This window comes from uncultured Thiothrix sp., assembly GCF_937873765.1.
Taxonomy (GTDB): domain Bacteria; phylum Pseudomonadota; class Gammaproteobacteria; order Thiotrichales; family Thiotrichaceae; genus Thiolinea.
In genome coordinates, this window is sequence record NZ_CALMZC010000022.1 from 22,337 (window position 1) to 47,979 (window position 25,643).

Genomic DNA, 25,643 nt, shown 5'->3' on the forward strand with positions numbered 1-25,643 from the left:
ATAAACTGATCTGAACATTAAGCAAAATTTTTAGATCAAGATTTATTTACAGAGCCTTTAAGCGAGCATCTACCTCAGCAATGATAGGTTCTAAACGTAACTGCTCTTCAACTCGTGTTTCCGCATCATATTGCTGCTGAAGCAAACGCAATTTTCGCTCCAAAAAAGCCCTGCGTGAATCTGTATGAGTAGTGGATACTGGACTGGATATAGGCATAGGTAAAACTGTCGGTGTTTGCAAGGGTCGCGAAACAACAGCGATGGGGTCAATCGCTAATAAGCGTTTAAACCCCTCGTTGTATTCTGTAATCTCAGTAAAAGCAACTGGAATCACGAAGCGTAACCGTGGTGGCAGTGCTAAGTTTTTCTCGATTAAAATAGGGATGACCGGCCATTTACCAGTTTCTAAGCCGTAATGCATAGCAAATAAGTCCGTAATCGCATTCGTGTTTTCCTGTAAATAACTGGCTGAGAGAATGAGTAGTACTTTATGACTGGTGGTAATACCTCGCTCCAGCTCAGCAAGAAGAGCATGCCCTAGTTGAAACTCTTTGGCAGTTAAACATTGACGCCCTTCCGCTTGTAGTCTGGGTAGAAATATATTCTCTACCCAAACTTCATCCGCTTTAGAATAAGAGATAAAAAAATCATAGCTTGGGTTATTCATGTTGAACCTCAGGTGCTGATGAGACTGCAGGCAGTAAGGCCTTAAGTTTAGGATGCTCACAGTGCTCTGGCTGCATATAAGAACCGTCTGGATTTAGACAATATTCTTTGAGCCAGCCCGGTAACTGCTCATTATAGGCTTGGATATTTTGTTTTAAGGTTTCTGAGCGCCATTGTAGTTGTGCTTGTGTCCAATCTACCCGTGGAAAAATAGAAGCTTGGGAAGGATGTTCAGCTTTATCATCGAATGGTTTGAGTTGCTTTAGCTCCGCTAGATATTGATTTAACTCTGCCAATTCTGGATCTTGCCCAACCGCTTCAATATTCAATAAACCTAGATCAATGGCACGGAAAATCGCATTATGTCTAATAGAGTCTTTAGTAACTAACCACTGCTGCTCTAAATCTTTAATATCCCTGACCTTTAGCTTCATACTGCTCGCCATCCCCATTGCGGCCGCCTCGCGTACATCAAATAAATTGTGCATCAGCAGCTTTTTGCCCTCATTTGGCTCGCGCTTAGACAAGTCAAAGGCGCATTGGAAAACCTGCCACGAGCGATAAGCCTCAGCCGTGTTAGGGGGAACTAACTCAAAAGTATCAACCACTTTGAGCAAATCCGCCTCACGTTGAGCACGCCATTCTGTCATTTTGACCTCTGCATCAGCAATGCAGGCTTTTAATTCGTCATTGGTCATGGCATTGAAGCGTTTGGCGGATTCGCTGAGTGGTGGCTCGACTTGAGTTTTTCTATAGGCTTGCCATTCTTTTTCAGTTTCTTTTCGTAAGATAGGATCAGTTAGGGACAAAGCTTGTTGGAGTAAACTTTGCTGCTCTGGACTTAAGTTATTTGCCTCTTGTAAAGCAAAAACTGCAGCTATTGCTGCCCTTTGAATATGTGCATGACCATTTTTCAATAATCTTAACAACACAGCTAAACATAAATCTGGATTAAAATATCTAAACTTATCAGCAACTTTTACAACTTCTTTAGCCTCATTAGTTATCATCAACTGGGTAACATGTGGAAGCAAAATAACTTGCTGATTGCCAAAAACCTTAGAATTATTTACTGAAGAAATAATTACTTCATTTCCATATGTTTTATTAATATAACTGATCATATCTGGATAGAAAAAAATAGGATCGAAACTAGCTATGCTTTCCGTAAATCTTGGAATAAATATCGCATTTGGTCGATCTTCAGGGATTGCTTGAATAGCTAATGAAATTACTTTATATACATGTAACTCTCTCAAAATATTAACTGACTCTAAAGAAGTACGAACATCCTCATTATCACTGACTTTCAGAATAAAACTAATCAAAGGAAAATTTTCTGATAAAATCAAAGCTTTTTTCAGTAAAAATATCTTAGAATAATTTTCAGTAAAATAACTTTCATTTTTATTCTTAAAATGATTAATTAAAATATCTGCAGAAAGCCTTACGTTCATAGCATCTAGGGCTATAGTAGATGCTAAACGTACATCAGGATCAGTATCATTTAGTAACTTTAATAACTTATCCTTTGCATTATCAATTTTAAGCTCTCCTAAAGTTCGTATAGATAAAACTCTCAGCTTTTTAGACGTATCATATAGGTAACTTTCTAATATTGAAGCTACTAGCTCTGGCTTCAACTGCTTAAGACTTTCCTCTATTAAAGGAGTTGCTGGTTTCTTTTCTATCAAACTCATGAACTCTGGTATAGCATCTACTACATTAAGAATAACTAGACTATTAACCACAGCTAAGCGAAAGTCTGAAATATCGGCATGATTAAACTCACTTCGCAAGCGCATTAAATCAGGTATGGCCTCGTAAGCTTTCATTCTAGCTAACAAACCAGCCACTTCTATGCGTGCATCTATAAATGCATCACGATTATTTAATAAATCGATCAACCCTAATACTATTGATTTACTATTAAACTTCTCAATTGCATTAGCTGCTGAACTCCTAGTATAAGCATCTCTACTACTCAACATTAACATTAGGTAAGGTAGACCTTTTTCTACCTTAAGATCGGCTAATAGATCGGTAACTCTCTGAGAGAGAATATCATTATTTTCTTTAAGCAATTTAATTAATTGAGGAACAGCTTGTTCCTTTTGTAATTCTACAATTACATTAATAGCAGCGATTTTTAATTCAATATCAAAACTTTGATCTTGTAATATACTAATTAATACGGGTATAGCCGACTTAACCTTAAAAAAACCTAAAGCATCAATCGCCCGAATCATACTAGTATCATTAAACTGATCCTTTGTTAATTCGATTAAAGAGTCTACGGCATCTTCCGCCTGTAAACCAATTAAAGCATCTACTGTTGATAAGCGAATATTGGCTGACTCACTTTTAAGCTGGTTGATTAATTCATAAAGAAAATTACTTTTTTGCGTTATCCCGATCAGCTCAATAGCTGACTGAATCAACTCATTATTATCTGTATTTTCTTTCAAAATACGCTTTAAATAATTAGTAATAATATCATCTTTAGACACCATACTCAAACTACTCATATAGTTTGTATAAACACCCCACTCCAGCCAAGCATCAACAACTTTTTTATTCATCACTTGTAAAGAAAATTGATACTGCCAAAATTCTTTAGCCCCATTTGAAATCCTCTCTAAATCAGCTACTTGCTCTAATCCTTCACGACTTAGAACAATTCCTAAACCTATTTTATTCATCGCAGAATTTTCATAAATTAGTTTTTGCAAATTTCCACTTGGTGTATCTCTTAGGAGGTCATAAATCAGATGCGCTGCTTCAGGCGTATTGATATGAGCAACATGACGGATAGCTTCTTCAGCTTTATTAGAATTAGGATTTATTAAATTTTTAGCTAAAGGTAAAGCTGCTTTACCATTTTTAGCTTGGTAAATACCATATTTTGCATAAGAGTGAATACGTCGCTCAATAGGTTGCTGATCAATTAATTCAATTAATAATTGTTTATATTTATCAATACCTTTCTTCTGAAAACGCTTATCTGGTTCTAAATCGTTGCGGGTGAAATCAGTCTCAGCGATATACTGGCGTTGATGAAAGAAATCAAATAACCAATGACCATTAGGACTCGTCCCCTGCCATAACTCAATTCGATCTGAAATACTTTCTTTACCTAGGCGAAAATGATACGAATAACGATTGATTGCAAAATCACTAGCACTCACGATTAATAAAGTAGTGACGATCCCACTAGTGAGCCATTTCATAGCGCGCCGAAAACGCATATGATCTTTCCAAGCCTTATTCCAAGCCTCTAAGCTACGCGAAAATAAATCATGGTAAAGCTCGAACCAAATTTCCTCACCCCGTTGCTGGCGGCGTAATACTCTGACAGCTTCTAATTTATCCAAAACCTTAGCCAAGTCTTGTTCTGGCACTCGCCCAATCTCCGCTAAAGCTTTGGCGGTATAAGCAATCTTAACGCCTCGTTGTCCAACTAAATGATCAAACGCTTTAGAAGCTAATTGCTTTTCAGCATGAGAAAAGCTTGCCAAAATATCTTGAATATAATTTTTAATTATCCCCTGGGCCCGCCCTGCTTTTTCATAACTGGCTAAACGAATAGTTTTTTCAGGATCGTTTTTATTTAACTCCCACAGTTGAGCACAAACGATTTGTAAATAGGGAGGTTCAGCGGTCATACGAATCTCAGCAAGTGCATGCTGTGTCCGATAGTCATACTCGCGGTTTAATAAATCGGCTAACAGCCACTCTAGTAAGCGAGGCTCATACTGATAACCCAACTGCTCTACCGGAGCCTTAATAGCGGCTAAGGTATTTTCACGACTCAGTTTTTCTAAGCGATAGAAGTTTTCAAATAATAAAGTGGGGAGTTTATTTTTAAAGGCATTCAGTTCTAATGCAAAATCTTCACGCATCGAGAACACTAAGCTCACGGCTAAGCCTTTATCTGCGAGCACTGCTACCAGTTGATCAATAAACTCATTAAAACTACTGGTGGCTCGTTGATAGCGAAAAAACTCTTCAAACTGATCGAGAATTAATACCAAAGGAGGACGCACAAACACACCAGCTAAATTTAGTAATCCATGTAAATCTTCTTCAGCTAGTTCTAAGTCTTGAGGGAAAGCTTCTTTGGTTTGTAAGGCCTTTAATACAGCAGTCTTCACGGTTTGCACAGGCTCACTCACCCAATCGCTGTGATAGACCACTACTAAATTCTCACCCAAACTTGATTTTAAGCGAGGTATCACCGCCGCTTGGAGTAAAGAACTCTTGCCTACTCCGCTGGCCGCAAATAATAAAGTAAAACGATTCGTCAGAACCTTATCGATTAAAATGGCTGCATCCGTTTCTCGCCCAAAAAAATTATCTTTTTCAGTTTCTCGATAAGGGCGTAAACCGGGATAGGGTTCAACAGGAGTGTGCCTACTCATATCGTTTCACTCTCTAAATACTGATCTAGCTCCTCTAACTCTAGTGGATAAGCCTTGACCTTGCGTGATTCCCAATAAGCAGCTTCGAGTGGATTAAGCTTACTGGTTAAGACATAACACGGCTCATCCGAAATTCTGCGTTCTAAGAGCGCACTGACTAATAAACGCTCTTCCCAATAGAGCGGCCGATAAGCGACAAACAACAAAGCACGATGGCGTAAATGCCGCGCTAAATAACTTGGAATAATCCGCTCGGCGTAACGGGCAAAATTCAGGTAATTACTTTCCGTGAGGGTCAACGCATCACGCCGCAATAAATCATAATCACTACTCTCAGCACTACAAGTACCACGAATTTTATAAATCAGTGAGTAGCCCTGCCCTAATAAGTCTAGCTTCGATAACTGCTCTTCAGGGCAATACAAGGGTAAATGGGGATTGTAATCAGAGGCTTTGAGTAAGACATGTCCAATATCGTATTCATGGCTACGCACCACCATTGAGGATAATTCAACAAAGCGTTTACCCGCTTGCGAAAAAGCAGCCTCTAAATGCCCATCATAAGCCGATGAAATTAAAATCAGCGGCTGAGTCGTTTTTGCGAGCGCTGCATAGAGCGCCATCGGTGATTGGTAGGCGTCTAGTACCGTTTGCAACTGCTTAAGTAAAGCTGAAGTACCATAATCGACTTTTAATTGATAATACTCAGCAATGGTTGAGAGTGTGCCATTAAAATCTTTATAACCAATTTGCTCAGCTAAATAGTCGACTGTATCCGTTTGATTATCGTGTTCACTGATGTCTGAGCCTAAAAATAAAGCAATTTCGCCACGTTTAATGCGCTCTGCCAAGCGCTTCAAATCAATCGGATGGTTAGAGCTAGCGCTTATTTGCTGTTGCTCAGCTTCCCACCAAAGCAGAAAGCCCTCCACATCGGGAGTCTCATTCAGCAAAAACACCTCTATTTGCTCACGTAATAACTGACTGAATGGATTATTAGCTGCTTGGCGTAAGATTTTAGACAGATTAACAAAATGCGGCCGAAGCGGAACAATCCGTGAAAGCTTGGTAATTAATAAGCTAATTTGGCTAGCTTCTATTTGGAACTGTTTTAGCTGCTCGACCTCTTGCGCGACTAGCTCTCTAGTAGAAGTATTTAAGTAGGTTTTAACTTGATCCCATACATCTAGCGCTTCAACATAGGAAGCATTACAGCGTAAACGATTAGTTTCTTGCTGACAGGCATGAAATAAAGCGGTTTGAGCGTCCTGAATAATCGGCTCTAAACGCAGCTTTTCTTCTGAGCGCGTTTCAAGATCATAGTCTTGTTGGTTCAACTTGATGCGCCTAATCAGCGGTTGCAGACGCTCAGCGGAAGCATTTAGCTCACCCATCGTTGTTACCCGAATTTATTGAAGGGGCTTGGCTTACCTTGTTATTTTTATAACAATTTTTGCTTAAACGCCAATTTTTAAATATTTCAAAACATTTACCTATCTTCTCTTCAGAATCCCTTAAGAATCCCCCTTCACAATTCACTTATTCAGCAATAACGGAAGGAAGATCATCATGCTTCAACTAAAAACACTGCTCACCAGCTTAAGCTGCGCTCTAATTTTAAGTGCTAATCTCGCTCAAGCCGAAACCCCACAAGACTTCTTAAATACTTATCAAACCGCAGCCAAAGCAGCCGATGCTCAGTTCCAAGGCTTCTCAGCTACACGCGGTGAGCAGTTTTTTAAAACGACTCATGGCAATGATTGGAGCTGTGCTTCTTGTCATACCAGTAATCCTGCAACAGTGGGTAAGCATGCATCGACTGGCAAAGCGATTGATCCACTTGCACCTTCAGCCAATCCCGAACGGTTCACCAGCACCCGCAAGGTAGATAAATGGTTTAAACGGAATTGCAATGATGTCTTAAGCCGCGAATGCACGGCTTTAGAAAAAGGCGACATTTTGACTTTTTTAATGGCGATTAAATAAGGACATTAACATGAAAACATGGATCAAGGGTTTAGCTGTGATAACCACCAGTTTATTCCTCATCGGTGCGGTGCAAGTGTGGGCGGATGAAGATGAAGAAAATGAAGCCTATGCAGGCCACAAACAGGATAAATATCTAGAAGTCCGTCGCCCCCATGAGGAGCATGAGGGCAAGATGCAAGGCTTACGCACCACTAATGCGACTTGGAAAGCCGAATGCAGTGCCTGCCACATGGCTTATCCACCCGGCTTATTACCTGCCTCCTCATGGCAAGCCATGATGGGGGGGTTAGATAAACATTTCGGTACGGATGCCAGCCTTGACGAAACAACCCTTAAAGAAATCTTGCCATTTTTAGAAGCCAATGCTGCGCCAGAACCAAGAAAACCGAGTGCTGAACCGACTTTACGCATCACCGAAACCGCGTGGTTTAAGCATGAGCATGATGAGATCTCGGCGCTGACTTGGAAAAATCCCAAGATTAAAAGTGCCTCTAATTGCACCGCCTGCCATATGCAAGCCGAACAAGGCAATTTTGATGAAGACACGGTGCGTATTCCCCGCTAAGGAGTTGATATGCAAGCACGTATCTAGTCTGGGATTGGCCGACACGGGTCTTTCATTGGTCGTTTGCGCTGAGCTTTGCAGGTGCTTATTTGACCGCAGAATCAGAGCGGTATCGAGATATCCATTTAGCGCTTGGCTATCTGTTTGCAGGCTTATTAGTCTTTCGGCTTATTTGGGGACTAATCGGTACCCGCTATGCACGCTTTAGCTCGTTTAGCTTTACACCGCGTACGGTACTGAGTTATCTGCAATCACTGTTAAAGCACCAAGTTCAACACTTTTTAGGGCATAATCCAATAGGAACCATCGCCATCTTTTTGCTCTTAGGGCTAGGCTTAATGATTAGCTTCACTGGCATCGCTTTAGATTGGGAATTCGGTTCAGTGGACTGGGAAGACCTCTTTGCTGAAACACATGAGTGGAGTGCTAACTTTATGTTGCTAGTCGTATTCATGCATATTGGCGGTGTCATCCTTAGTAGTTGGTTACATCATGAGAATCTAGCAAGGGCAATGCTCACTGGCTACAAACAAGGTGAAGCGGGTCATGCTATCCAAAAGAGCTTTTTCTGGTTAGCTATACTAATGCTTGCTGCTATCCTAGGATTTTTAGTTAGTTACTTAAGCTAAACATATGCGTATTTTGGTCGTAGAAGATGATGCGGTCTTGGGGGATGCCCTACAACAGGGGCTAACCCAAGCCGGTTATGCCGTTGATTGGGTACGTGATGGCTTGCAAGCACGGCATGCACTGACTGCTGAGCCTTATGCCGCTGTGGTCTTAGATTTAGGCTTGCCACGCTGTTCGGGTCTGGAGGTTTTAAAGGAACTGCGTCAGCGCCGTCAGCAACTGCCTGTATTAATTCTCACAGCACGCGATACCGTACAAGATCGGATTCAAGGCTTAGATGCGGGTGCTGATGATTACCTGATTAAGCCTTTTGACATGGACGAACTTAGCGCTCGCTTACGTGCTTTATTACGGCGTGCCCACGGCTTTACCCAGCCCTACTTACAAATCGGTGAAGTCCAACTAGATCCTGCTGCCCGTCAAGTTAGTTATCAAGGGCAAATGATTGAATTATCTGGGCGCGAATTTACCGTCTTACATACGTTAATGTTAGCAGCAGGCCGGGTGTTATCACGTGCTCAGATGGAAGAAAGCTTATACGCTTGGGGGCAAGAGGTGGAAAGCAATACAGTAGAAGTGCATATTCATCATTTACGCCGCAAACTTTATCCCGAATTGATTCAAACAGTGCGTGGTGTAGGCTATTTGCTACCGCGTCCTAAGACTAGTTCAAATGTCTCTTAAGCAGCGCTTACTCGTCTTAGTCTTAAGCACAGTGTGTTTGGTCTGGCTAGCAGCAGCAGCGTTCACTTATTGGGATGCTAAACAAGAATTGGAGCAAGTTTTAGATGCACATTTAGCCCAAGCCTCTACCTTACTGGTCGCACAAAGCACCGAAGAATTAGATGACTTAGAAGAAGAAAAAGCACCACTCCTCCACAAATACTCGCGCCGTGTTGCTTTTCAAATTTGGGAAGATGGCGATAAATTACTCTTCCATTCAGGGAACTCCCCCACCACTCCACTCGCAGGCTCACAAACTGGTTTTAGTGATATTACGATTGCAGGACAAAACTGGCGCGTATTCACTAGCCAAACTAAAGGTGAGCACGACCATCGGTTAATCATTCATGTTGCCGAACTCAAGGAAGTACGTGAGCAACTTGCGAATAGCATTATCGCCAATCTACTCACTCCCTTATGGTTCGCTTTGCCCTTGTTAGCTGTTCTATTATGGTGGGCGGTTGCAACTAGCCTAAAGCCTTTAGTCAAACTTACCCTCGCGATTGCACAGCGCAAACCCGACAATTTGAGCGCTATTCAATTACAAGCCCCCACTGAAGTGCACCCCTTAGTCGAGCGCTTGAATCAACTGTTTAGCAAAACCAAAGCCCTGATTGAAAACGAACGCCGTTTCACTGCAGATGCTGCGCATGAATTACGCACACCGCTGGCTGGTATCCAAGCACAAGTTCAAGTTGCTCAAGCCGCTTTATCAGCAGAAAATCGAGGACATGCTTTGGCGCAAGCATTGCAAGGCTGCCAACGTGCAAGCCATTTAATTGCCCAACTACTCACCCTAGCGCGTTTAGAAAGTAATTCAGTTACCTGCTTTGAAACTTGTGATTTGCAGGAGCTTGCTAAGCAACAAATCAGCGCATTAGCCCCTAGTGCTTTAGAACAAGGTGTTCAATTAGAACTGGCCGAAGGTCAGCCTGTCCTCATCCAAGGCTTAGCAACTTTGCTTGAAGTGCTGCTACGTAATCTTTTGGATAATGCCATTCGCTATACAGGCGCAGGTACTGAGGTTTTAGTAAGGGCTAGTTATACAGATCAGCAAGCTTGTCTTAGCGTAACGGATACGGGACCGGGCCTAGCACCCGATGACTTAGCCAAAATCACTGAACGCTTCTATCGACCTGCTGATACTACAGCAACTGGCAGCGGTTTAGGCTTATCAATTGTGCAGAGAATTGTAGAATTGCATGCAGGAAGCTTGCAAATTCAGCAAGGTCATTATGGGCGCGGCTTATGTGTGAATATTTATTTTCCTATTCAAACCTAAAGGCAAATCATCAGACTTGCCTTTAGAGCTTGTTAAGCTTTAAGCCAAATGCTTAATATTCAACTGATCATGAATATGATTGCGCTCTACTACTGTGATATTCAGGCCATCTGCTAAATCCTGCATGTATTTAACCTCCTGTGGATCATCTAAGGTCATTGCCAGCAATGACATAAGATAGACTTGCTTTTCCATACCTTGAGGAACGCTGTGAATAAGCCCTTTTAAATCCAGTGGTTTACGTAACTCGGTGGTGACGAAATCAATATCAGACTGCGGAGCGTCTTTTAAATACTCTTTGATTTTGGCTTGTTCATTGTCATCAATTACCCCATCTGCTTTAACGGCATTAATCATAGCGCGCAATAAGATTTCGGCATTTTTCTCATCATCAGGTGTGGTGTGCATAGGCTCATCGTTTAGAGCGGCTTTAAAGAATGAACCGACATCTTTTGCAGGCGAATTTTTAGTTTGCGGGCTATCACCTAGCATATTAAACAGATTGCTCAGAATACTCCCACCACCTGAGCTGCTATTGGCTGAGCTATTGTTTGCCTGTGCACTTTTACCCGCTAACATGCTGGTGAGTAGTGCACCAATCCCCCCAGCAATTGCGGTATTCCGTGTTGCACTACCGCCAAGTACTGCTCCTAACAAACCACCTAAAACGCCCCCACGACCACCTAATAATTTTTTTGAAGCTTGTGCCACAATCAAACCAAATGCGACTCTTCCTAAGGTTTTAACTAAACTCATTAATTTAACTCCAGTGTATTTTTTAAAGCGATTTAAATGCACACGAACTCGTTTTAATCCTAGCATGCAGCTTATGCAAGCTTAGCTCAAGATACCCTGATGATTAGGGCAGTCATTCTAAGTACACAAATCATCCTAAAAGGCTTGTTGTTTTTTAAGTGGCTTGCTAATAGTGATTGCTCTTACTTTCGCAAACCATTGAGAGGTGTTTGATGCTCAAACAAGTTTACACAGCGGCCACGCCACTCATGCCTGGATTTATTCAAGAAATTTTGAAAAATGCAGGCATTCCCTGCCAACAACGTAATTATTTTTTGAATGGTGCAATGGGTGAACTACCCTTTGTGGAAACTTGGCCTTCACTCTGGGTCGAAGCAGCGTATGAGCAACAAGCACTCGAATTAATTCAAGCGACTTTACAGCAGCCCAGCACTGGCTTCTGGACGTGTAGCGGATGCGGGGAAACTTTAGAAACTCAATTCCAGAACTGCTGGCAGTGCGGACAAGCTGCACCACCCAGCACGGCTATTGCCGATGGAAAGTAAGCACTAACACATCGCGCCAAGCCGCTTGGCTTTTATCTTCAGGCAGAATTGGCGTTACTCCATGATAAACCTTGTGGTCATTCACCAAGAGCAAATCCGTACTTGTACTCAAGGTGCATTGGCCAATGGCTTGCATTTGATTGTTATAAATATGGCTCACGCCACCCTGCACATTATGCCGATCTAGCAACATAATCAGAATATAATCGGCACCGTCTTTATGTACTCCTTCCGGGGTTGGTCGCCCCTCTTCTAAAGCAGAAGCTACAATCCGAAATTGATGCGCTTGAATCCTCCAGAGTTGGCTAGGGTTGGCACTAAATTGCTCCACTGACCATGCAATCAGAGTTTTAAATACTGGGTTAGAAACCGTGGTTGGCAGCCAAGCACGGAAATGCCGATTAAACCCACCATGCACAGCGTTGTGATAACTGCTTTGATAATGCGGCTCATGTGGGAGCTGCTTTAACTGGCCGTATTGCCAATGAAACACCGAATAACGGCGCAGGCGATAACGGCCACCATCACGTAGATAAGGATCGGGTAAGAGTTGATTCCAGCTTCGGCAAAAACGCTGATATGCATGCGCCATCTGCTGGCGCAATTGAGTTTGTAAGCGATTCTGAGAGTCCCCCACGGCTGCAATAAAACCGAGCTGATTAAGCTGTGCGTTCACGATCCTTCCATATAGTTTCGGTCAAGACTAGTAATTTACTCATCTTCTCAAAGCTTGCCCAGATCACTTAGGGGCTGTGGCGATTATCACCGCACGCACGGGCGCTGGATAGCCCTCGACAGTGCGCTTAACATTCTGTGAGTCAAGAAAATCTTTTAACGACTCAAAGCGCATCCAAGCTGTTGAACGCTGCTCATCAGTTGTAGTTGGAGTGACATCGACCGTGCGAATCTCCTCAAAACCTAAGCGTCTAAGCCATAACTCCAGCATCGCCACTGAAGGAATAAACCAGACATTACGCATTTTCCCATAGCGATCCTCGGGCATGAGTACCGTGCGCTCATCCCCTTCAATAATCAAAGTCTCTAACACTAATTCGCCACCCGCACGCAGGGTATTTTTCAATTCTTGCAAATGATCTAAAGGTGAACGCCGATGATAGAGTACTCCCATCGATAAAACCGTATCAAAGCCTTTGCCTTGGAAATCCGGCAAATCTTCGCTTTTTAACGGCAGGAAATGCACAGGCTGCCGCCCTGTATAGTGTTTGATGACTTGAAATTGCATTAGGAAAAACAGGCTTGGATCAATCCCAATCACCTGCTGAGCGCCCGCACCCAGCATACGCCAAAGATGGTAACCACTCCCACAACCGACATCTAAGACTAAACGTCCTTGCAAGGATGATAAATGCGGGGCAACGCGCTCCCATTTCCAATCTGAACGCCATTCTGTATCAATCTGAATCCCAAAAACTTCAAACGGGCCTTTGCGCCAAGGAATAAAAACTTCCAAAGCCGCCCGTAAAGCAGCCGCTTGCTCGGCCTTTAGCTCATTTCCTTGCCCAATTCTTACTGTGCCTTGGTTAAAATCAAGGCTACTAGCAATTAGTTGGGGTAATTGCTCTAAAGTCTCTAACCAAAGCTCACGTTTACCATGTGGCGCTTCATAAACTGCCGCTTGTACTTGTTGCGGTAAACTGCTTAGCCAAGGTGCTAAATGAGTAGCTGCTATATCTTTATAAGCCTCTGCAAAACGTGCATCGAGTACAGCACTCATGTTTTCACCGCTAACAGAGATACGAATACAAAGTTTTGGAACCAGACTGAACTTTCACCAAAACCCGCGCACTTTAAACGCTCTTGATGCATTTCAATAGTGTCAGGTAGTAGTACATTTTCTAAAGCCGAACGCTTTTGGCTAATTTCTAACTCCGAATAACCATTCGCCCGTTTGAACTCCATATACAGCTCAGTCATGAGGGCTTGCTGCTGGGCATCGGCAAATTTAATTTTTTCAGACACAACTAACACGCCGCCCGGCAACAAGGCTTCATAAATACGCTGCATCAATGCTTGGCGCTGCGCTGGCTCAATAAATTGCAGGGTGAAATTTAAGGCAATCACCGAAGCGGATTGCATAGGTACTTGGCAAATGTCCGCACAAATCGTTTGGAAGCTACCTACAGGTAATTGCCGCTGCAAAAGCAGCTCACAGCGCTGAATCATTGCTTCAGAATTGTCTATGCAAATGTATTGCACTTGTGGCGCTCGCACCTGCAAAGCCATCGCTAAGGTCGAAGCGCCCAAGGAGCAACCTAGATCATAAATTGCACTGTTGGCTTGAGCATAGCGACGCGCTAACACCCCCAATTGGCTAATCACCGTTTCATAACCCGGCACTGAGCGGCGCACCATGTCGGGAAATACATCGGCGACCGCAGCCGTGAAGGCAAAATCCACCACCTGCTGAGGCTTTGCAAAAATCTGGTCACGAGGAGATTCAATCAGCATCACTAGCCTTGCTCACCCACCCAACGAAAATCAGCCGGTAATTTATCCAATTGCAAACTTTCACCGGTGCGTTGACCTGCATCGGGACCCATGAAATACAGATAAGGCCCAACCACTGCTTCAGGGCGCACATTGCTATCGGCATGCTCACCGGGGAAATTTAAAACCCTTAGACTAGTCCGCACGGGGCCTGTATGAATGCGGTTTACCCGAATAAAAGGCTTCGCATCATATTCTTGGGCTAAAATATCGCAAAAGGCATTCATCGCGGCTTTACTCACCCCAAAGCCACCGTAATAAGCACGGTCAGTGGTATCGGTGGAAAACACAATCGCTGCATCGGGTGACTGCTCTAATAAAGGTAAGCAGGCACGTACTAATAAGAAATTAGCGCTCAGATTGACTTGCAGCATTTTCGTCCATAACTCTAAATCATGCTGACGTATTGCCATAAAAGCGCCTAACCAAGCTGCATTCAGGAGTAAACCATCTAAGCGCCCTAGCTCCTGCTTAATCATCAAAGCCAGACTCGAATAAGCGTCACTCGTCGCTTCAGCTAAATCTAATTTACAGATCACCGGCTCAGGATAGCCAGCCTCCACGATCTCATCATAGACCGCCTCTAGCATCAATTCTTGCTTATCCACCAAAACAACCGTTGCACCCAGACGAGCGTACTGCATGGCTACCGCTTTACCAATACCCATCGCAGCGCCCGTGACGACAATCACACGCTCCCGTAACAACCCATTGGCGGGTAGATAATTGAGTAACTCGCTCTGCATGGAAACACTCCTGACCACTGGAAAAGCTGGGCATGATAACGCGAAATTTGTCTTGCTTACATGAAAAGGATCAAAAATAGGTGACAGCTTAAAAGCTTTGGTTAATCATGCTTGCATAGTCAACCTTAGCGGCTTTATGTCCGTTAACTCAATCATAAAATACACGGGCGATTGCATCCATGACCGAACCCATCCATACCCCTACTAGCTGGAGCGAGACTTTGCGCAATTTTTTAGATGCGCGCGTCCTGACCATGCTGTTTTTAGGTTTTTCTGCAGGCATTCCGATTTTACTGATTTTCTCGTCCTTATCCTTATGGCTCGGTGAAGCGGGTGTCGAGCGCAAAGCAGTGACTTTTTTTAGTTGGGCTGCTTTAGGTTATTCCTTCAAATTTGTCTGGGCTCCCCTGATTGACAAACTACCGCTGCCCTTTTTAACACGCGCTTTAGGCAAACGCCGTGCATGGCTCTTACTTTCACAAGGGTTGATTATCCTTGCTATTATCGCAATGGCCAGCATTGACCCCGCTTTGAGTAAAAACAACGTCACTTTGATGGCCTTTGCAGCGGTATTACTCGGATTTTCCTCAGCCACACAAGACATTGTAATCGATGCCTATCGGATTGAATCGGCTGAAACCCGCTTACAAGCTTTAATGTCCTCCACCTATATCGTCGGCTATCGCCTAGCGATGATTGTTGCTGGTGCGGGAGCTTTATATTTAGCCGCTTATTTTGGTTCGGAAAAAGATCATTATGTCTATACCGCTTGGCGGTGGACTTACTTCATTATGGCGGCGATCATGCTAATCGGCGTACTGACTACTTTCGTTATCCCTGAGCCACAACATAAAGAAAGTAAACTGCATTACACCACTAGAGATTACTTGCGCTTAGTGCTGGTGTTTGCTTGCACGGTCATAGCTTTTGTCCTGAGCTTTTTCTTTACCGCTGACTTATTTACTAGCCTAAAAGAGTTGCTCGACTACGGTGTCTTCACAGGTTTTATCCTAGAAACACTACGCTTTACTTTAGCAGTAGGAGTCGCTTTTCTAGTGGGCTATTTACTAGTCCGCGCAGGCTTAGTAGATCAAGCGATTGCGATTGAAACGTGGATAGCGCCAATTGCTGAATTTTTCAACCGCTATGGTGTTAAGACCGCCGCTTTCTTGTTGATCCTGATTGGTTTTTATCGAATAAGCGATATTGTGCTCGGTGCTGCTTCTAATGTGTTTTATCAAGACCAAAACTTCTCAAAAGAAGAAATCGCTACTGCCGTGAAAACGGTAGGCGTATTAGTCAGTGTTCTGGGTGGAGTCTTAGGTGGCCTGTTCGCAACACGCTTTGGTGTGATGAAAAGCTTACTCTGGGGTGCTATTTTAGCCGCTTTAACCAATTTGGTCTTCGTAGCCTTAGCCTTAACAGGACATAATCTGCCTATTTTTTATCTAGCGGTAATTGCGGATAATTTAGCAGCAGGCTTTGCCAGTGCAGCTTTCGTAGCTTTTTTGTCCGCCTTAACCAGCGTCTCTTTCACTGCCGTTCAATATGCGATTTTTAGCTCATTAATGTCACTGTTTCCCAAAGTGCTTGGCGGCTATTCCGGTACGATGGTGGATGCAATTGGTTATCCAAGCTTTTTTAGTTTTACGACTTTGATTGGCTTGCCAGTGATTGGCCTAGTCTTGATCGCAACCCGCTTTTTGGAATTAGACCAAAGTAAGCTAACTAAGCCGGTGTAGCAGCTAATCTCTTAGCCAAAAAGCTCGCGGAGGCAGGGCAAAGGCCGCTAAATTGCGCGGTTTGTTGGATAGACAGAGGTGCTACACTGGGCTCTGCTAGTTGGTAATTAAGGCTACGGAAAAAATTACTCGCAGTACTTGTTAATAAATACAAATCCTGCACGCCCTGCTGAACTGCCCATGTTTCTATAAAGCTGACTAACTTACGAGCTAACCCTAAGCTACGGTAATCCGGTAACACCGCTAAAGATCTTAACAAAGCCACAGAATCATAGGCTTCTAAGCCAATTACCGCGACTAGGCGATTAGCACGATGAATCCCGAAAAACTCTAAATGCTGGGCATAAATATCATCGCTAGGCAACTGGCATAAATCGAGTAGCCCTTCAAGTTCAAGATCCGCATCCAAAGGCTCAATATTCATAGTAGGCACTTGGTGTAAGGCGAGTTGACGAGTCTCTGTATCGAGTAAAGCTCGAATGGCAGCAAACAGTGGATTAGTTTGAGTATAGCGCTGCCCATACGCCAAGTTAAACGCATAATCAAATTCTGGTGGATTAGCTCCTTGATTATGCTGCAAGATAGTTTCTAATTTATCAAAGGCCTTTACCGATTGAGCTTCAGGTGTCTGAGCTTGGTTGTATTCATCCCACAACGCTAGAAACTCAGTTTGCAGTTCTCTAGGTAAAGACTGCATAAGAATGACTAAATCTGCTCGTTCCTGTTCTAATTTATCAATGTTTTGTTGATCAATAGCTGGAATATCTCCATGAATCGCCTCACCTAAATCATGTAGAAGTGCCATTTTTATAACTTTAAGTAGATCTAAACCCGGTAATTGATCCGCAAAACTCAAAATAAATAAGCATAAACGCCAAGTATGTTCGGCTGTGCTTTCTTGTTTACCGGTGCGTGTGTATGCGGTACGCAATACGTCTTTAAGACGTTCAGCTTCACGCAAAAAACTTAAACGAGTTTTTATGTCAATAATTTGCATTAGCGCACTCTCGCCAACATCAATAAACCTACAGATGAAAAGAGTAGCATCGGTAGCAAAGCAGATAATAAGGGGGGTAAGCCATAAACTAGTCCTGTCCGCCCAATAATTCGATCCAGTAGTAAGTAACTAATACCGATTAAAATACCAATAAAAATCCGCTGCCCTGCCCCTGCATTCCGCTGAAAACCAAACACTAAAGGGGCTGCGAGCACGAGCATGACTAAAGTTGATAAAGGCGTCGTAAAATGTTTCCAATACTCTAACTCAAAGCGATCGGTATTAAGAGCATTGTCGCGCTGGTGTTGAATAAATTGAGCCAACTCGCGAGCGGCGAGTTGCTCAGGTGTTACCGTGGCTAAACTTAAAATATTGGCAGGCAGTACATCTGGTAGATTTAGTTGCTCGTGCTGAGCTAAGTCCATACCTGTTTTAGTCAGACGCTTATCGATCACTTGTTTAAGCTGCCAGTCATTACCGCGTTTCTCGGCCGTTGTTGCTTTGAGAATACGGCTAATACCACCTGCCTGTTCATCAACTTCATACACAGCCAAGCCATCAACTTTGGTTTGCGACCAAACTTTATCAATATGAATTAATTGCTTACCATTTTTCAGCCAGACCCCTTCTTCGGAAACGGCCAGCTCTTGCTGCAACATGCGCAGTTTAAAACTCTCCGCATAGACTCCAGAACGTGGCACACCCCATTCACCCAGCGCGAACACGAATAAGCTTAGAACCAAGCCAAGTTTTAAAGTGGTCAATACGATTTGTAGAATTGAATAACCCGCTGCCCGCATCGCGGTAATTTCACTGTTCGCCGCTAAATTACCCAAACCCATGAGGCTACCGATCAAGGCTGCATAAGGGAAATTTTCATATAAAGTACGGGGCAGGCTATAGCTCACATATAATAGGGCTTGAAAAGCACCATAGCGTGTGCCAACTTTAGTATCACCTAGCTCCGCCAAAAAATCGAAGAGTGCAAATAATAAACTCAGTGACAGCCAAGTGACCAAAATGCTTAGCAGTACATTTTTCCAGAGATAACGTTCGAGCAGATTCATGCAGGCTTCCCATAGTATTTATGTAAAAGCCAAACCGCTAAGAGCACCATCAGAACATGTACCCACCACATACCCAGCCAAGCAGGCACTTCGCCACGCTCCATCATCCCACGTAACATCGCTAACACATTCGCATATAAACCATATAGCAGGATAGCCACTGCAATTTTGCTAAACCGCCCTTGTCGCGGTGCAGTATAGCTTAACGGAAAGGCGAGCAAAGCGAGTACGAGCGTAGATAAAACAATCGATAGCCGCCATTGTAGCTCCGCTTGATTCGCAGGCGAGGGAAGCGCTAGCAACTCTAAGGTAGGCACACTTTCAATACTCATTGAACGCACAAAAGATCTTAATGGGATGCGCACACCATGCTCTTTAAAACGCATAATCGACATACCGCCACGCTCAGGATCATTCTCATAACGATAGCCATCACGAATCTGCAAGAAGCGCTCGCCAGTCGCGGAATCGACAAATAAAATCGCTGACTGCGCCCAAACCAAAATCTCGTTCGCACCATCTTGTACGCGAATAAAAAAGCGCTCCATTACGGTACGTGAATCGTCAATCCCTTCCGCTAGCACTGTATAATTATTGGTTTTATTGCCAGCGGTCACGAATTGACCCGGTGGAATACCGGCTGCTTCGGGACGTTGATACATTTCCTTTTTCAAGGCTTGATTCTGAGTTTCGAGTATGGGGGAAAACACCAAAACAGCAACCGCCATTAACAAGGTCAGTGGAATCACAAAACTGAAAATAGCCCGATAAAACTCTTTTGGCCCCACGCCTGAAGCGCGTAAAGCGACCATTTCTGCATCACGATATAAGCGACTGAATGCGAGCATCATACCAATGAGCAAGGCCACCGGCACTAAGCGTAATAAATTTTTCAATGAACCAAACAGCAGCATATTGCCTAATAAATCCAGAGGCAGATCGCCACTACTGGCGCTGGCTAATAGGCGTACAAAGGTATTGCCGACGATGATCAGCGATAAAACTAAGAGTGTGGCAATGAAATTAAGCGCAATTTCTTTGAACAAATAGCGATTGAGTATCATCTGAGCATTTTTTAGGTATTGAGCTATGATTGTAGCAGCATTATGCTTCACTAGTCGTGCCTAGTTGTTGGGAAATCTTGGGCAATTTTGAGTGTTTCTTGCTCTAAACTCTGATCTTTATGCGCTAGCGATTGAATAGGGGGAAACGCTATTGCTATCATCACCGCCGTGGTGACTTCTGAATTAGACTTGCAAACAAGGCTTGGGTAATTTGCAATCTTATGGGCTGCTCACTGAGCTTCAAACTCCCATCAGGAATTATTGTATGGAGACTTTTTATGAATTTTCCGCTTGAGGGCAGGAATTCTTGTTTTATCAAAAACTGTTCCTTAATGCTGTTAAGTCTAACTACTTGGGCTTGGATCTCCGCTGCTCAAGCAGAAACACCTGCTGAAGCTGCTGCACAAGTGCAAGTTTGGAAGGCAGAAGCTACACGCTTAACTAAACAAGGCAAAACTGCCGAAGCTGCACAAGCACAAGCCTATGTGAAGCAATGGGAAGAGTTAGCCAAGGGAAGCGCCACCGCAAATCCCAGTCCTGTCACGGCTACTGTTGCAAATCCTGCAACAGCTACGACTGAACCTATTAATAACTCTGCTGGTGTTGATCTTGCCCAACAAGCTGCTTTGAAAGCTCAGCAAGAACGGTTAGCGGCTGAACAAGCTAAGCGTGATGAAGCCAAAGCCAAGGAAGATCGCCTGTCGAATGGCTTACAGGCTGCGATCACTCAAGGTGATTACAATCAAGCTAAGAGCTTTATTAATCAGGGTGCCAGGCCGACTCAGGAACTAGTACAAATGGCAATCGACGGTGGTTACACTGGAATTGCTTATTTATTGATGAAAAGTGGTGCACCTAATGATGCTGGCGTACTAGGTCGTGCTTTATTGAAAGCAGTGCAAATGCAAGATCGTGATCGAGTGAATAACTTGATCAAACTGGGTGCGAATGCTAACTATTCCGAAGGCGAAATCACACCCCTGTCGATCGCAGCCCGCAATGGGGATATTGGCTTAATTGGGATTTTATTGGCTGCCGGTGCACAACGTGATCCTAATGATTTAGGTCGCGTTATGTTTACCGCTGTCGAGCAAGGTGAACGTGAAAAAGTCGTGAACTTGCTGAAGATGGGTGCTAATCCTAATTATGCCAAAGACGGTGAATCCGCGCTTTCATTGGCCTTAACTCGCGGTGATTTTGGCATGGCTGGTGCTTTAATCGCAGGCGGTGCTGCCGCTGACGGGGGTGTTTTAGGTAAAGCACTGTTCCAAACTGTCGAACGGGGCGAAGCAGATAAAATTCCACAGTTAATTAAGCTAGGGGCTGATGTTAATTATTCTGCAAGTGGCATTACCCCTTTAACTATCGCGATTAACAACAACAACTTAGATATTGCCAATATTTTAGTGCGTTCTGGAGCCACTGACCCATCAGGCCGATTTGGTAAGAAAACCTTTGATGCCGCTTTGGATGGTGATCTAGCATGGATTGCTGTACTAGCCAAAGTCCCCAGCTATGCAAATTATCGCAATGGTCAAGGTGAAACACCTTTACATGCTGCAGCGTCTACTGGGCAAACCTCAGCCGTTACGACACTATTAGCAGCCGGTGTTGATCCTAACATTCTGACTGTCAAGAACTGGACACCTTTGCATCACGCTGCACGCTTCGGGCATAAGTTAGCCTTAATTAACTTATTGAAGGCGGGTGCTGATGTCTATGCAGTCAACTCGGATGGCAATGACGCAATGAAGCTGGCTAATTTAGCCTTACGTGATAGTAAAAACGAAATTGATAGTCATGGTTGTTTAGAGTATTTGAATCTATGGATTCAACATCATCCGCGAGCGCAGTAAGCGCTTAATCCTGCATGAGACAAGAGCGGATAAAGTCCGCTCTTTTTATTTAAACAACTTAATTCACTGACACCCAAGCACGCTCTTTAGGTTTATCCTCGTCACGAATCGTATAAGCATTCCGCCCTGCTGCCTCGAAATAAGTACGTGCCAGCATTTCCGCTAAAATCCCTGTGGTTAAAAATTGCAAAGCCGCAATCATTAATACCACGCCCACGAGTAGCAGTGGTCTGCCACCAATATCTGCACCAAAAATAAACTTTTCGATCGCCAGCCAAAATAGAATCAAGCTACTCATTAATCCTGAACCTAAGCCCATAACCCCAAAAAAATGCCCTGGCCTTGCACGATAACGCATGAAATACCACATGAACAGCAAGTCCAGAATGACCCGGAAGGTACGTGAAATTCCATATTTAGACTCCCCACTAAAACGCTCATTATGCTTCACCACACGTTCACCAATTCGCGAAGGTGGCACCGTAGTAGCTACCCATGCTGGAATGAAACGATGCATTTCTCCATATAAACGTACTTTCTTAATCACTGAGCCACGATAGACTTTTAAACTGCAGCCATAATCATGTAGGTAAACACCCGTTACTTTGCGGATGAGGCGATTCGCAATGCGGGACGGGATTTTGCGTAAGATCAGGGTATCTTTGCGATTTTTGCGCCAGCCGACTAATAAATCGAGTTTACGTGCCTGTAAATCAGCGATCATCGCCGGAATATCTGCAGGATCGTTTTGCAAATCACCATCTAAAGTTACCAGTAAACTACCTTGAGCTTGATCAATACCCGCTTGCATGGCAGCGGTTTGCCCAAAATTGCGTTGTAACTCGACGATAAATACATGCGCACCATATTCGGCGTTGGCTTGCTGTAAGCGTTCTAAGGTAGCATCCGTGCTCCCATCATCCACCAGCACCAACTCCCAAGGCAGCTTAAAACCAGCCAAAGCTGTGTGTACTCGCGCTACTAAAGGTAAAACATTATCTTCCTCATTGTAAAAAGGCACAATAATGCTTACTGTTTCTTCATATTCAGTCGCCACAATGCTTACCCAATCATTTAGAATGCTCGCGGATTATACGGAAAACCTATAGTGATGACAGAGACTAAACAGCTCCCCCCCCCTACTCATACTTCAGTCTTGCCGAATTGGCTGAATAAAACATTGCCTTGGCTCATTTTGCTCTTGTTTATTGCCGGGGTTGAATATTGGCTGGGCTGGAAAACCATCCTACAACCTTGGGCTGTTTTAAGTTGGCAACAACTGTCCATTGCGATGGCTTTATTATTAATCAGTTATGGACTGCGTACTTGGCGTTTATATGACTATTTCTCTAGTTTGCGCCCTTATCCAGTAGCCAGCCTCCGTTTAACCTTATTACATAATTTTTTTAATAACTTATTACCTGCACGCACGGGAGAGCTTAGCTTTCCGATGATGATGAAGCGCTATTTTGATATTAACTATGCACAATCCGTATCAGCCTTATTATGGTTCCGCTTTTTGGATTTGCACTGCATTCTGGCGTTCGCGATTTATCCCTTATTGGTCGTGACACCCCTACGCCGTCTTGCTATTCCAATTATCTTGCTGTGGATGCTGATTCCTCCGCTGGTGTATTTGCTACGCAATAAGGTTGAGCTGCATTTTGTAGGCAAAGATGGACGCTTAAGTGAGCTAGCACAAAAGATGTTATTTGGCTTACCCAATACAGTGATGGGCTTTCTAAAAAGCTGGGGTCTTACTTGGTTGAATTGGTTAGTGAAACTGCTAACTCTGGCTTGGGTCTTAGATCAATTTATTGATGGAGTGACTTGGAATGTGCTGATTACTGCAGTAGTCGCTGGAGAGTTGACCAGCGTCCTACCGATTCATGCACCTGCAGGGATTGGCACTTACGAAGCAGGAATTATTACGGCTTTATTAGCGTTTCTAAGCCCTGCCGTGGCCACTAGTGCAGCCATTAATGTGCATTTATTTGTTTTAGGCTCTGCCATTATTGGCGGCTTGGTGGGTTGGTTACTACCTAAACCTAAAACGGCTTAACCCTCTCTAAAGTCTTGCTGCGTTGGCGTTCAGTCCAACGCTGTAAGAACAGCGCCAATACAGTTAAGACTAAAAAACCCAGCACAATAGGAACAACGGTTTGGTTATAAGCTTGCCCAATGATGACCCCAATCGGAATGGCAATCGCGCTAGACACCACCCCAATAATTGAAGCACCAATCCCAGCATAATCGCCAATCGTTTCCATCGCTAAGGCATTCAAGTTCCCAAATAGCAAACCAACACTGAAAAAGGCAATTAAACAATACGCCATAAAAAGCCATAAGGGTGGCTGCCCATGTTGAATCAGTACGAGTACTAAGAATACGGCTGATAAAGCAGATACCACTTGTAGAGCACGGGCTGACAACAGACGCATACCGAGTTTCATCACTAATTTCGCATTTACTACCGAGGCACCTCCGATGGAAAGTGCCAAAACTGCAAAATACAGTGGAAACTGCTCACCTAGGCCATATTGCTCCTGCAGAATTTGCTGTACTGAGTTTAAATAACCTAAGAAAGCAGCGAATACAAAACCTGTCACAATCGAGTAGCCCATGACTAAACGATTACTGCAAACAATTTTGGTGGCTGCCCACTGTTCACGCCAAGCAAAGGGGCGACGCTTTGCTGCAGGCCAAGTTTCTGGCATACGTAGCCAGAACCAAATTAACAGAGGCGCAGACAATAAAATAAAGGATGCAAAAATCGCGCGCCAATCAGCAAACCATAAAATACCTTGGCCTAAAGAGGGTGCAATCGCGGGAACCATGATGAAAACGATCATGGTAAAAGACATAATCTGTGCCATTTCACGGCCTGAATAACAATCACGCACCAAAGCCATCGTGACCACCCGCGGTGCGGCAACCCCAATCCCTTGCAATAAGCGCCCGAACAGCATCATTGCAAAACTGTGTGCGAACATTGAGACTAAGCTACCCAGCATAAATAAGCCTAAGCCCCAATATATCAGTGGTTTGCGCCCTACACTATCGGACAAAGGCCCAAAGAAAACCTGCCCCACTAACATCCCAAGAAACACGGTAGAAATCACTAATTGCGGCGAATTCGCACTAGTGACCTGTAACTCATGTCCAATCACAGGCAAGGCGGGCAACATGGCATCAATCGCCAGCGCCATTAAAGAAGACAGGAGTGCGACTAAAGCCACAAACTCCACAAGGCCGGGCATCTTCGGCTGCATCATTTAAAAATCTATGGTGGTGGAAAGCACAAAAGTGTACGACCAAAAGCCCAGCTTGTGAACGAGCCTTATTGCACCCTAGTCCCTAAATGGCTATCTTACGCGCTTTAAACAGCCGATATTTAAGACCAAATCAAGGAGCAATATCATGGCTTTCACGCTGCCAGCCCTGCCTTACGCCCAAGATGCGTTAGCCCCGCATATTTCTGCAGAAACTTTCGAATATCATTATGGCAAGCATCATGCTGCCTATGTAACAAACTTAAATAACCTGATTCCTAATACTGAATTTGCTGATAAATCACTCGAAGAGATTGTAAAAAGCTCTTCTGGCGGTATTTACAATAACTCTGCACAAGTTTGGAATCACACTTTTTTCTGGAATTGCATGACGCCCAATGGTGGCGCTGCTCCAACAGGCGCGTTAGCGGATGCGATCAACACAAAATGGGGTTCGTATGATGAGTTCAAGAAAGCCTTCCAAGCGTCTGCCGTCGGTAATTTCGGTTCTGGCTGGACTTGGTTAGTAAAAAAAGCAGATGGCTCTGTCGATATCGTCAATATGGGGGCTGCGGGCACTCCATTGACTACTGGCGACACAGCACTGCTGTGTATCGATGTTTGGGAACATGCTTATTACATCGACTATCGGAATGCACGCCCTAAATTCGTGGAAACTTTCCTCAATAATTTAGTGAATTGGGATTTCGCTGCTGCTAATTTCGCAGCATAATAGCGCGTATAAGAAAGAAGCCGGGTCATTAAACTCGGCTTTTTTTATGAAAAAACACTTAAGACACTTGAAGTACCGCTA

22 protein-coding genes and 1 pseudogene are annotated in these 25,643 nt (G+C 43.8%); 10 read left to right on the forward strand and 13 right to left on the reverse strand.

The features are described from left to right. Positions 1–46 precede the first annotated feature (46 nt). The 3 genes from Q0307_RS07265 to Q0307_RS07275 are packed head-to-tail and all read right to left on the reverse strand — an operon-like array spanning position 47 to position 6,481. A complete protein-coding gene (locus Q0307_RS07265) occupies positions 47–667 on the reverse strand; it encodes a toll/interleukin-1 receptor domain-containing protein (RefSeq protein WP_298658753.1) in 621 nt (206 codons plus the stop codon). Continuing rightward, complete coding sequence (locus tag Q0307_RS07270) at positions 660–5,087, reverse strand: HEAT repeat domain-containing protein (protein ID WP_366936765.1); 4,428 nt, start codon at positions 5,085–5,087, stop codon at positions 660–662. Before Q0307_RS07270 ends, Q0307_RS07265 begins: the two co-directional genes overlap by 8 nt. After that, positions 5,084–6,481, reverse strand: coding sequence for an SIR2 family protein (locus Q0307_RS07275; RefSeq protein ID WP_298658760.1), 1,398 nt, complete (start codon positions 6,479–6,481; stop codon positions 5,084–5,086). The genes Q0307_RS07270 and Q0307_RS07275 overlap by 4 nt, the downstream gene beginning before the upstream one ends. A 175-nt stretch (positions 6,482–6,656) precedes the next feature. On the opposite strand from Q0307_RS07275, the gene Q0307_RS07280 reads away from it, so the two are divergent. The 5 genes and pseudogenes from Q0307_RS07280 (at position 6,657) to Q0307_RS07300 (ending at position 10,276) form a co-directional block, all read left to right on the forward strand. Continuing rightward, positions 6,657–7,073, forward strand: coding sequence for a DUF1924 domain-containing protein (locus tag Q0307_RS07280; protein ID WP_298658763.1), 417 nt, complete (start codon positions 6,657–6,659; stop codon positions 7,071–7,073). 10 nt (positions 7,074–7,083) lie between these two features. Then, on the forward strand, positions 7,084–7,641 hold the full coding sequence (locus tag Q0307_RS07285; protein ID WP_298658765.1) for a diheme cytochrome c: 558 nt from the start codon (positions 7,084–7,086) through the stop codon (positions 7,639–7,641). Positions 7,642–7,679: 38 nt separating this feature from the next. Next, positions 7,680–8,270: pseudogene (locus Q0307_RS07290) on the forward strand (cytochrome b/b6 domain-containing protein); the annotation flags it as partial. 4 nt (positions 8,271–8,274) lie between these two features. After that, positions 8,275–8,955: a response regulator transcription factor gene (locus Q0307_RS07295; RefSeq protein ID WP_298658768.1), complete on the forward strand. Its 681-nt coding sequence runs from the start codon at positions 8,275–8,277 to the stop codon at positions 8,953–8,955. Next, a complete protein-coding gene (locus tag Q0307_RS07300; RefSeq protein ID WP_298658771.1) occupies positions 8,945–10,276 on the forward strand; it encodes an ATP-binding protein in 1,332 nt (443 codons plus the stop codon). Before Q0307_RS07295 ends, Q0307_RS07300 begins: the two co-directional genes overlap by 11 nt. 39 nt (positions 10,277–10,315) lie before the next feature. Here Q0307_RS07300 and Q0307_RS07305 read toward each other — a convergent pair whose 3' ends face one another. Further along, positions 10,316–11,032, reverse strand: coding sequence for a DUF533 domain-containing protein (locus Q0307_RS07305; protein ID WP_298658774.1), 717 nt, complete (start codon positions 11,030–11,032; stop codon positions 10,316–10,318). A gap of 212 nt (positions 11,033–11,244) precedes the next feature. On the opposite strand from Q0307_RS07305, the gene Q0307_RS07310 reads away from it, so the two are divergent. Beyond that, positions 11,245–11,577, forward strand: coding sequence for a DUF2007 domain-containing protein (locus Q0307_RS07310; protein ID WP_298658777.1), 333 nt, complete (start codon positions 11,245–11,247; stop codon positions 11,575–11,577). Here Q0307_RS07310 and Q0307_RS07315 read toward each other — a convergent pair. From Q0307_RS07315 to Q0307_RS07330, 4 genes are all read right to left on the reverse strand, one after another. After that, positions 11,558–12,253, reverse strand: coding sequence for a 2OG-Fe dioxygenase family protein (locus Q0307_RS07315; protein WP_298658780.1), 696 nt, complete (start codon positions 12,251–12,253; stop codon positions 11,558–11,560). The genes Q0307_RS07310 and Q0307_RS07315 overlap by 20 nt on opposite strands. 63 nt (positions 12,254–12,316) lie before the next feature. After that, positions 12,317–13,312 (reverse strand): tRNA 5-methoxyuridine(34)/uridine 5-oxyacetic acid(34) synthase CmoB, encoded by a 996-nt coding sequence (gene cmoB, locus Q0307_RS07320; protein WP_298658782.1) that lies wholly within the window; start codon positions 13,310–13,312, stop codon positions 12,317–12,319. Beyond that, positions 13,309–14,046, reverse strand: coding sequence for a carboxy-S-adenosyl-L-methionine synthase CmoA (gene cmoA, locus Q0307_RS07325; protein WP_298658785.1), 738 nt, complete (start codon positions 14,044–14,046; stop codon positions 13,309–13,311). The genes cmoB and cmoA overlap by 4 nt, the downstream gene beginning before the upstream one ends. A gap of 2 nt (positions 14,047–14,048) precedes the next feature. After that, positions 14,049–14,831: an SDR family NAD(P)-dependent oxidoreductase gene (locus Q0307_RS07330; RefSeq protein ID WP_298658788.1), complete on the reverse strand. Its 783-nt coding sequence runs from the start codon at positions 14,829–14,831 to the stop codon at positions 14,049–14,051. 179 nt (positions 14,832–15,010) lie between these two features. Between Q0307_RS07330 and Q0307_RS07335 the strand changes: the two genes are divergently transcribed. Then, on the forward strand, positions 15,011–16,573 hold the full coding sequence (locus tag Q0307_RS07335) for an MFS transporter (protein ID WP_298658791.1): 1,563 nt from the start codon (positions 15,011–15,013) through the stop codon (positions 16,571–16,573). Here Q0307_RS07335 and arsN2 read toward each other — a convergent pair. Genes arsN2 through lptF form a run of 3 tightly spaced genes read right to left on the reverse strand, consistent with a single transcriptional unit; the run spans position 16,560 to position 19,752 of the window. Beyond that, positions 16,560–17,570 carry an arsenic resistance N-acetyltransferase ArsN2 gene (gene arsN2, locus Q0307_RS07340; protein WP_298658794.1) on the reverse strand — a complete coding sequence of 337 codons (1,011 nt, stop codon included), beginning with the start codon at positions 17,568–17,570 and terminating at the stop codon, positions 16,560–16,562. The two genes, Q0307_RS07335 and arsN2, sit on opposite strands and share 14 nt — an antisense overlap. Further along, positions 17,570–18,637 carry an LPS export ABC transporter permease LptG gene (gene lptG, locus Q0307_RS07345; protein WP_298658798.1) on the reverse strand — a complete coding sequence of 356 codons (1,068 nt, stop codon included), beginning with the start codon at positions 18,635–18,637 and terminating at the stop codon, positions 17,570–17,572. The genes arsN2 and lptG overlap by 1 nt, the downstream gene beginning before the upstream one ends. Beyond that, positions 18,634–19,752, reverse strand: coding sequence for an LPS export ABC transporter permease LptF (gene lptF, locus Q0307_RS07350; RefSeq protein WP_298658800.1), 1,119 nt, complete (start codon positions 19,750–19,752; stop codon positions 18,634–18,636). The genes lptG and lptF overlap by 4 nt, the downstream gene beginning before the upstream one ends. 227 nt (positions 19,753–19,979) lie before the next feature. Between lptF and Q0307_RS07355 the strand changes: the two genes are divergently transcribed. Further along, complete coding sequence (locus Q0307_RS07355; protein WP_298658802.1) at positions 19,980–21,557, forward strand: ankyrin repeat domain-containing protein; 1,578 nt, start codon at positions 19,980–19,982, stop codon at positions 21,555–21,557. A gap of 58 nt (positions 21,558–21,615) precedes the next feature. Here Q0307_RS07355 and Q0307_RS07360 read toward each other — a convergent pair whose 3' ends face one another. Beyond that, positions 21,616–22,614 carry a glycosyltransferase family 2 protein gene (locus Q0307_RS07360; RefSeq protein WP_298658804.1) on the reverse strand — a complete coding sequence of 333 codons (999 nt, stop codon included), beginning with the start codon at positions 22,612–22,614 and terminating at the stop codon, positions 21,616–21,618. A gap of 54 nt (positions 22,615–22,668) precedes the next feature. Here Q0307_RS07360 and Q0307_RS07365 point away from each other — a divergent pair, with 54 nt between their 5' ends. Then, positions 22,669–23,619, forward strand: a complete 951-nt coding sequence (locus tag Q0307_RS07365; RefSeq protein ID WP_298658807.1) for a lysylphosphatidylglycerol synthase transmembrane domain-containing protein — start codon at positions 22,669–22,671, stop codon at positions 23,617–23,619. Here Q0307_RS07365 and Q0307_RS07370 read toward each other — a convergent pair. Then, complete coding sequence (locus tag Q0307_RS07370; RefSeq protein ID WP_298658810.1) at positions 23,606–24,832, reverse strand: multidrug effflux MFS transporter; 1,227 nt, start codon at positions 24,830–24,832, stop codon at positions 23,606–23,608. The two genes, Q0307_RS07365 and Q0307_RS07370, sit on opposite strands and share 14 nt — an antisense overlap. A 145-nt stretch (positions 24,833–24,977) precedes the next feature. Here Q0307_RS07370 and Q0307_RS07375 point away from each other — a divergent pair, with 145 nt between their 5' ends. Further along, complete coding sequence (locus Q0307_RS07375) at positions 24,978–25,562, forward strand: Fe-Mn family superoxide dismutase (RefSeq protein ID WP_298658812.1); 585 nt, start codon at positions 24,978–24,980, stop codon at positions 25,560–25,562. Positions 25,563–25,643 lie beyond the last annotated feature (81 nt).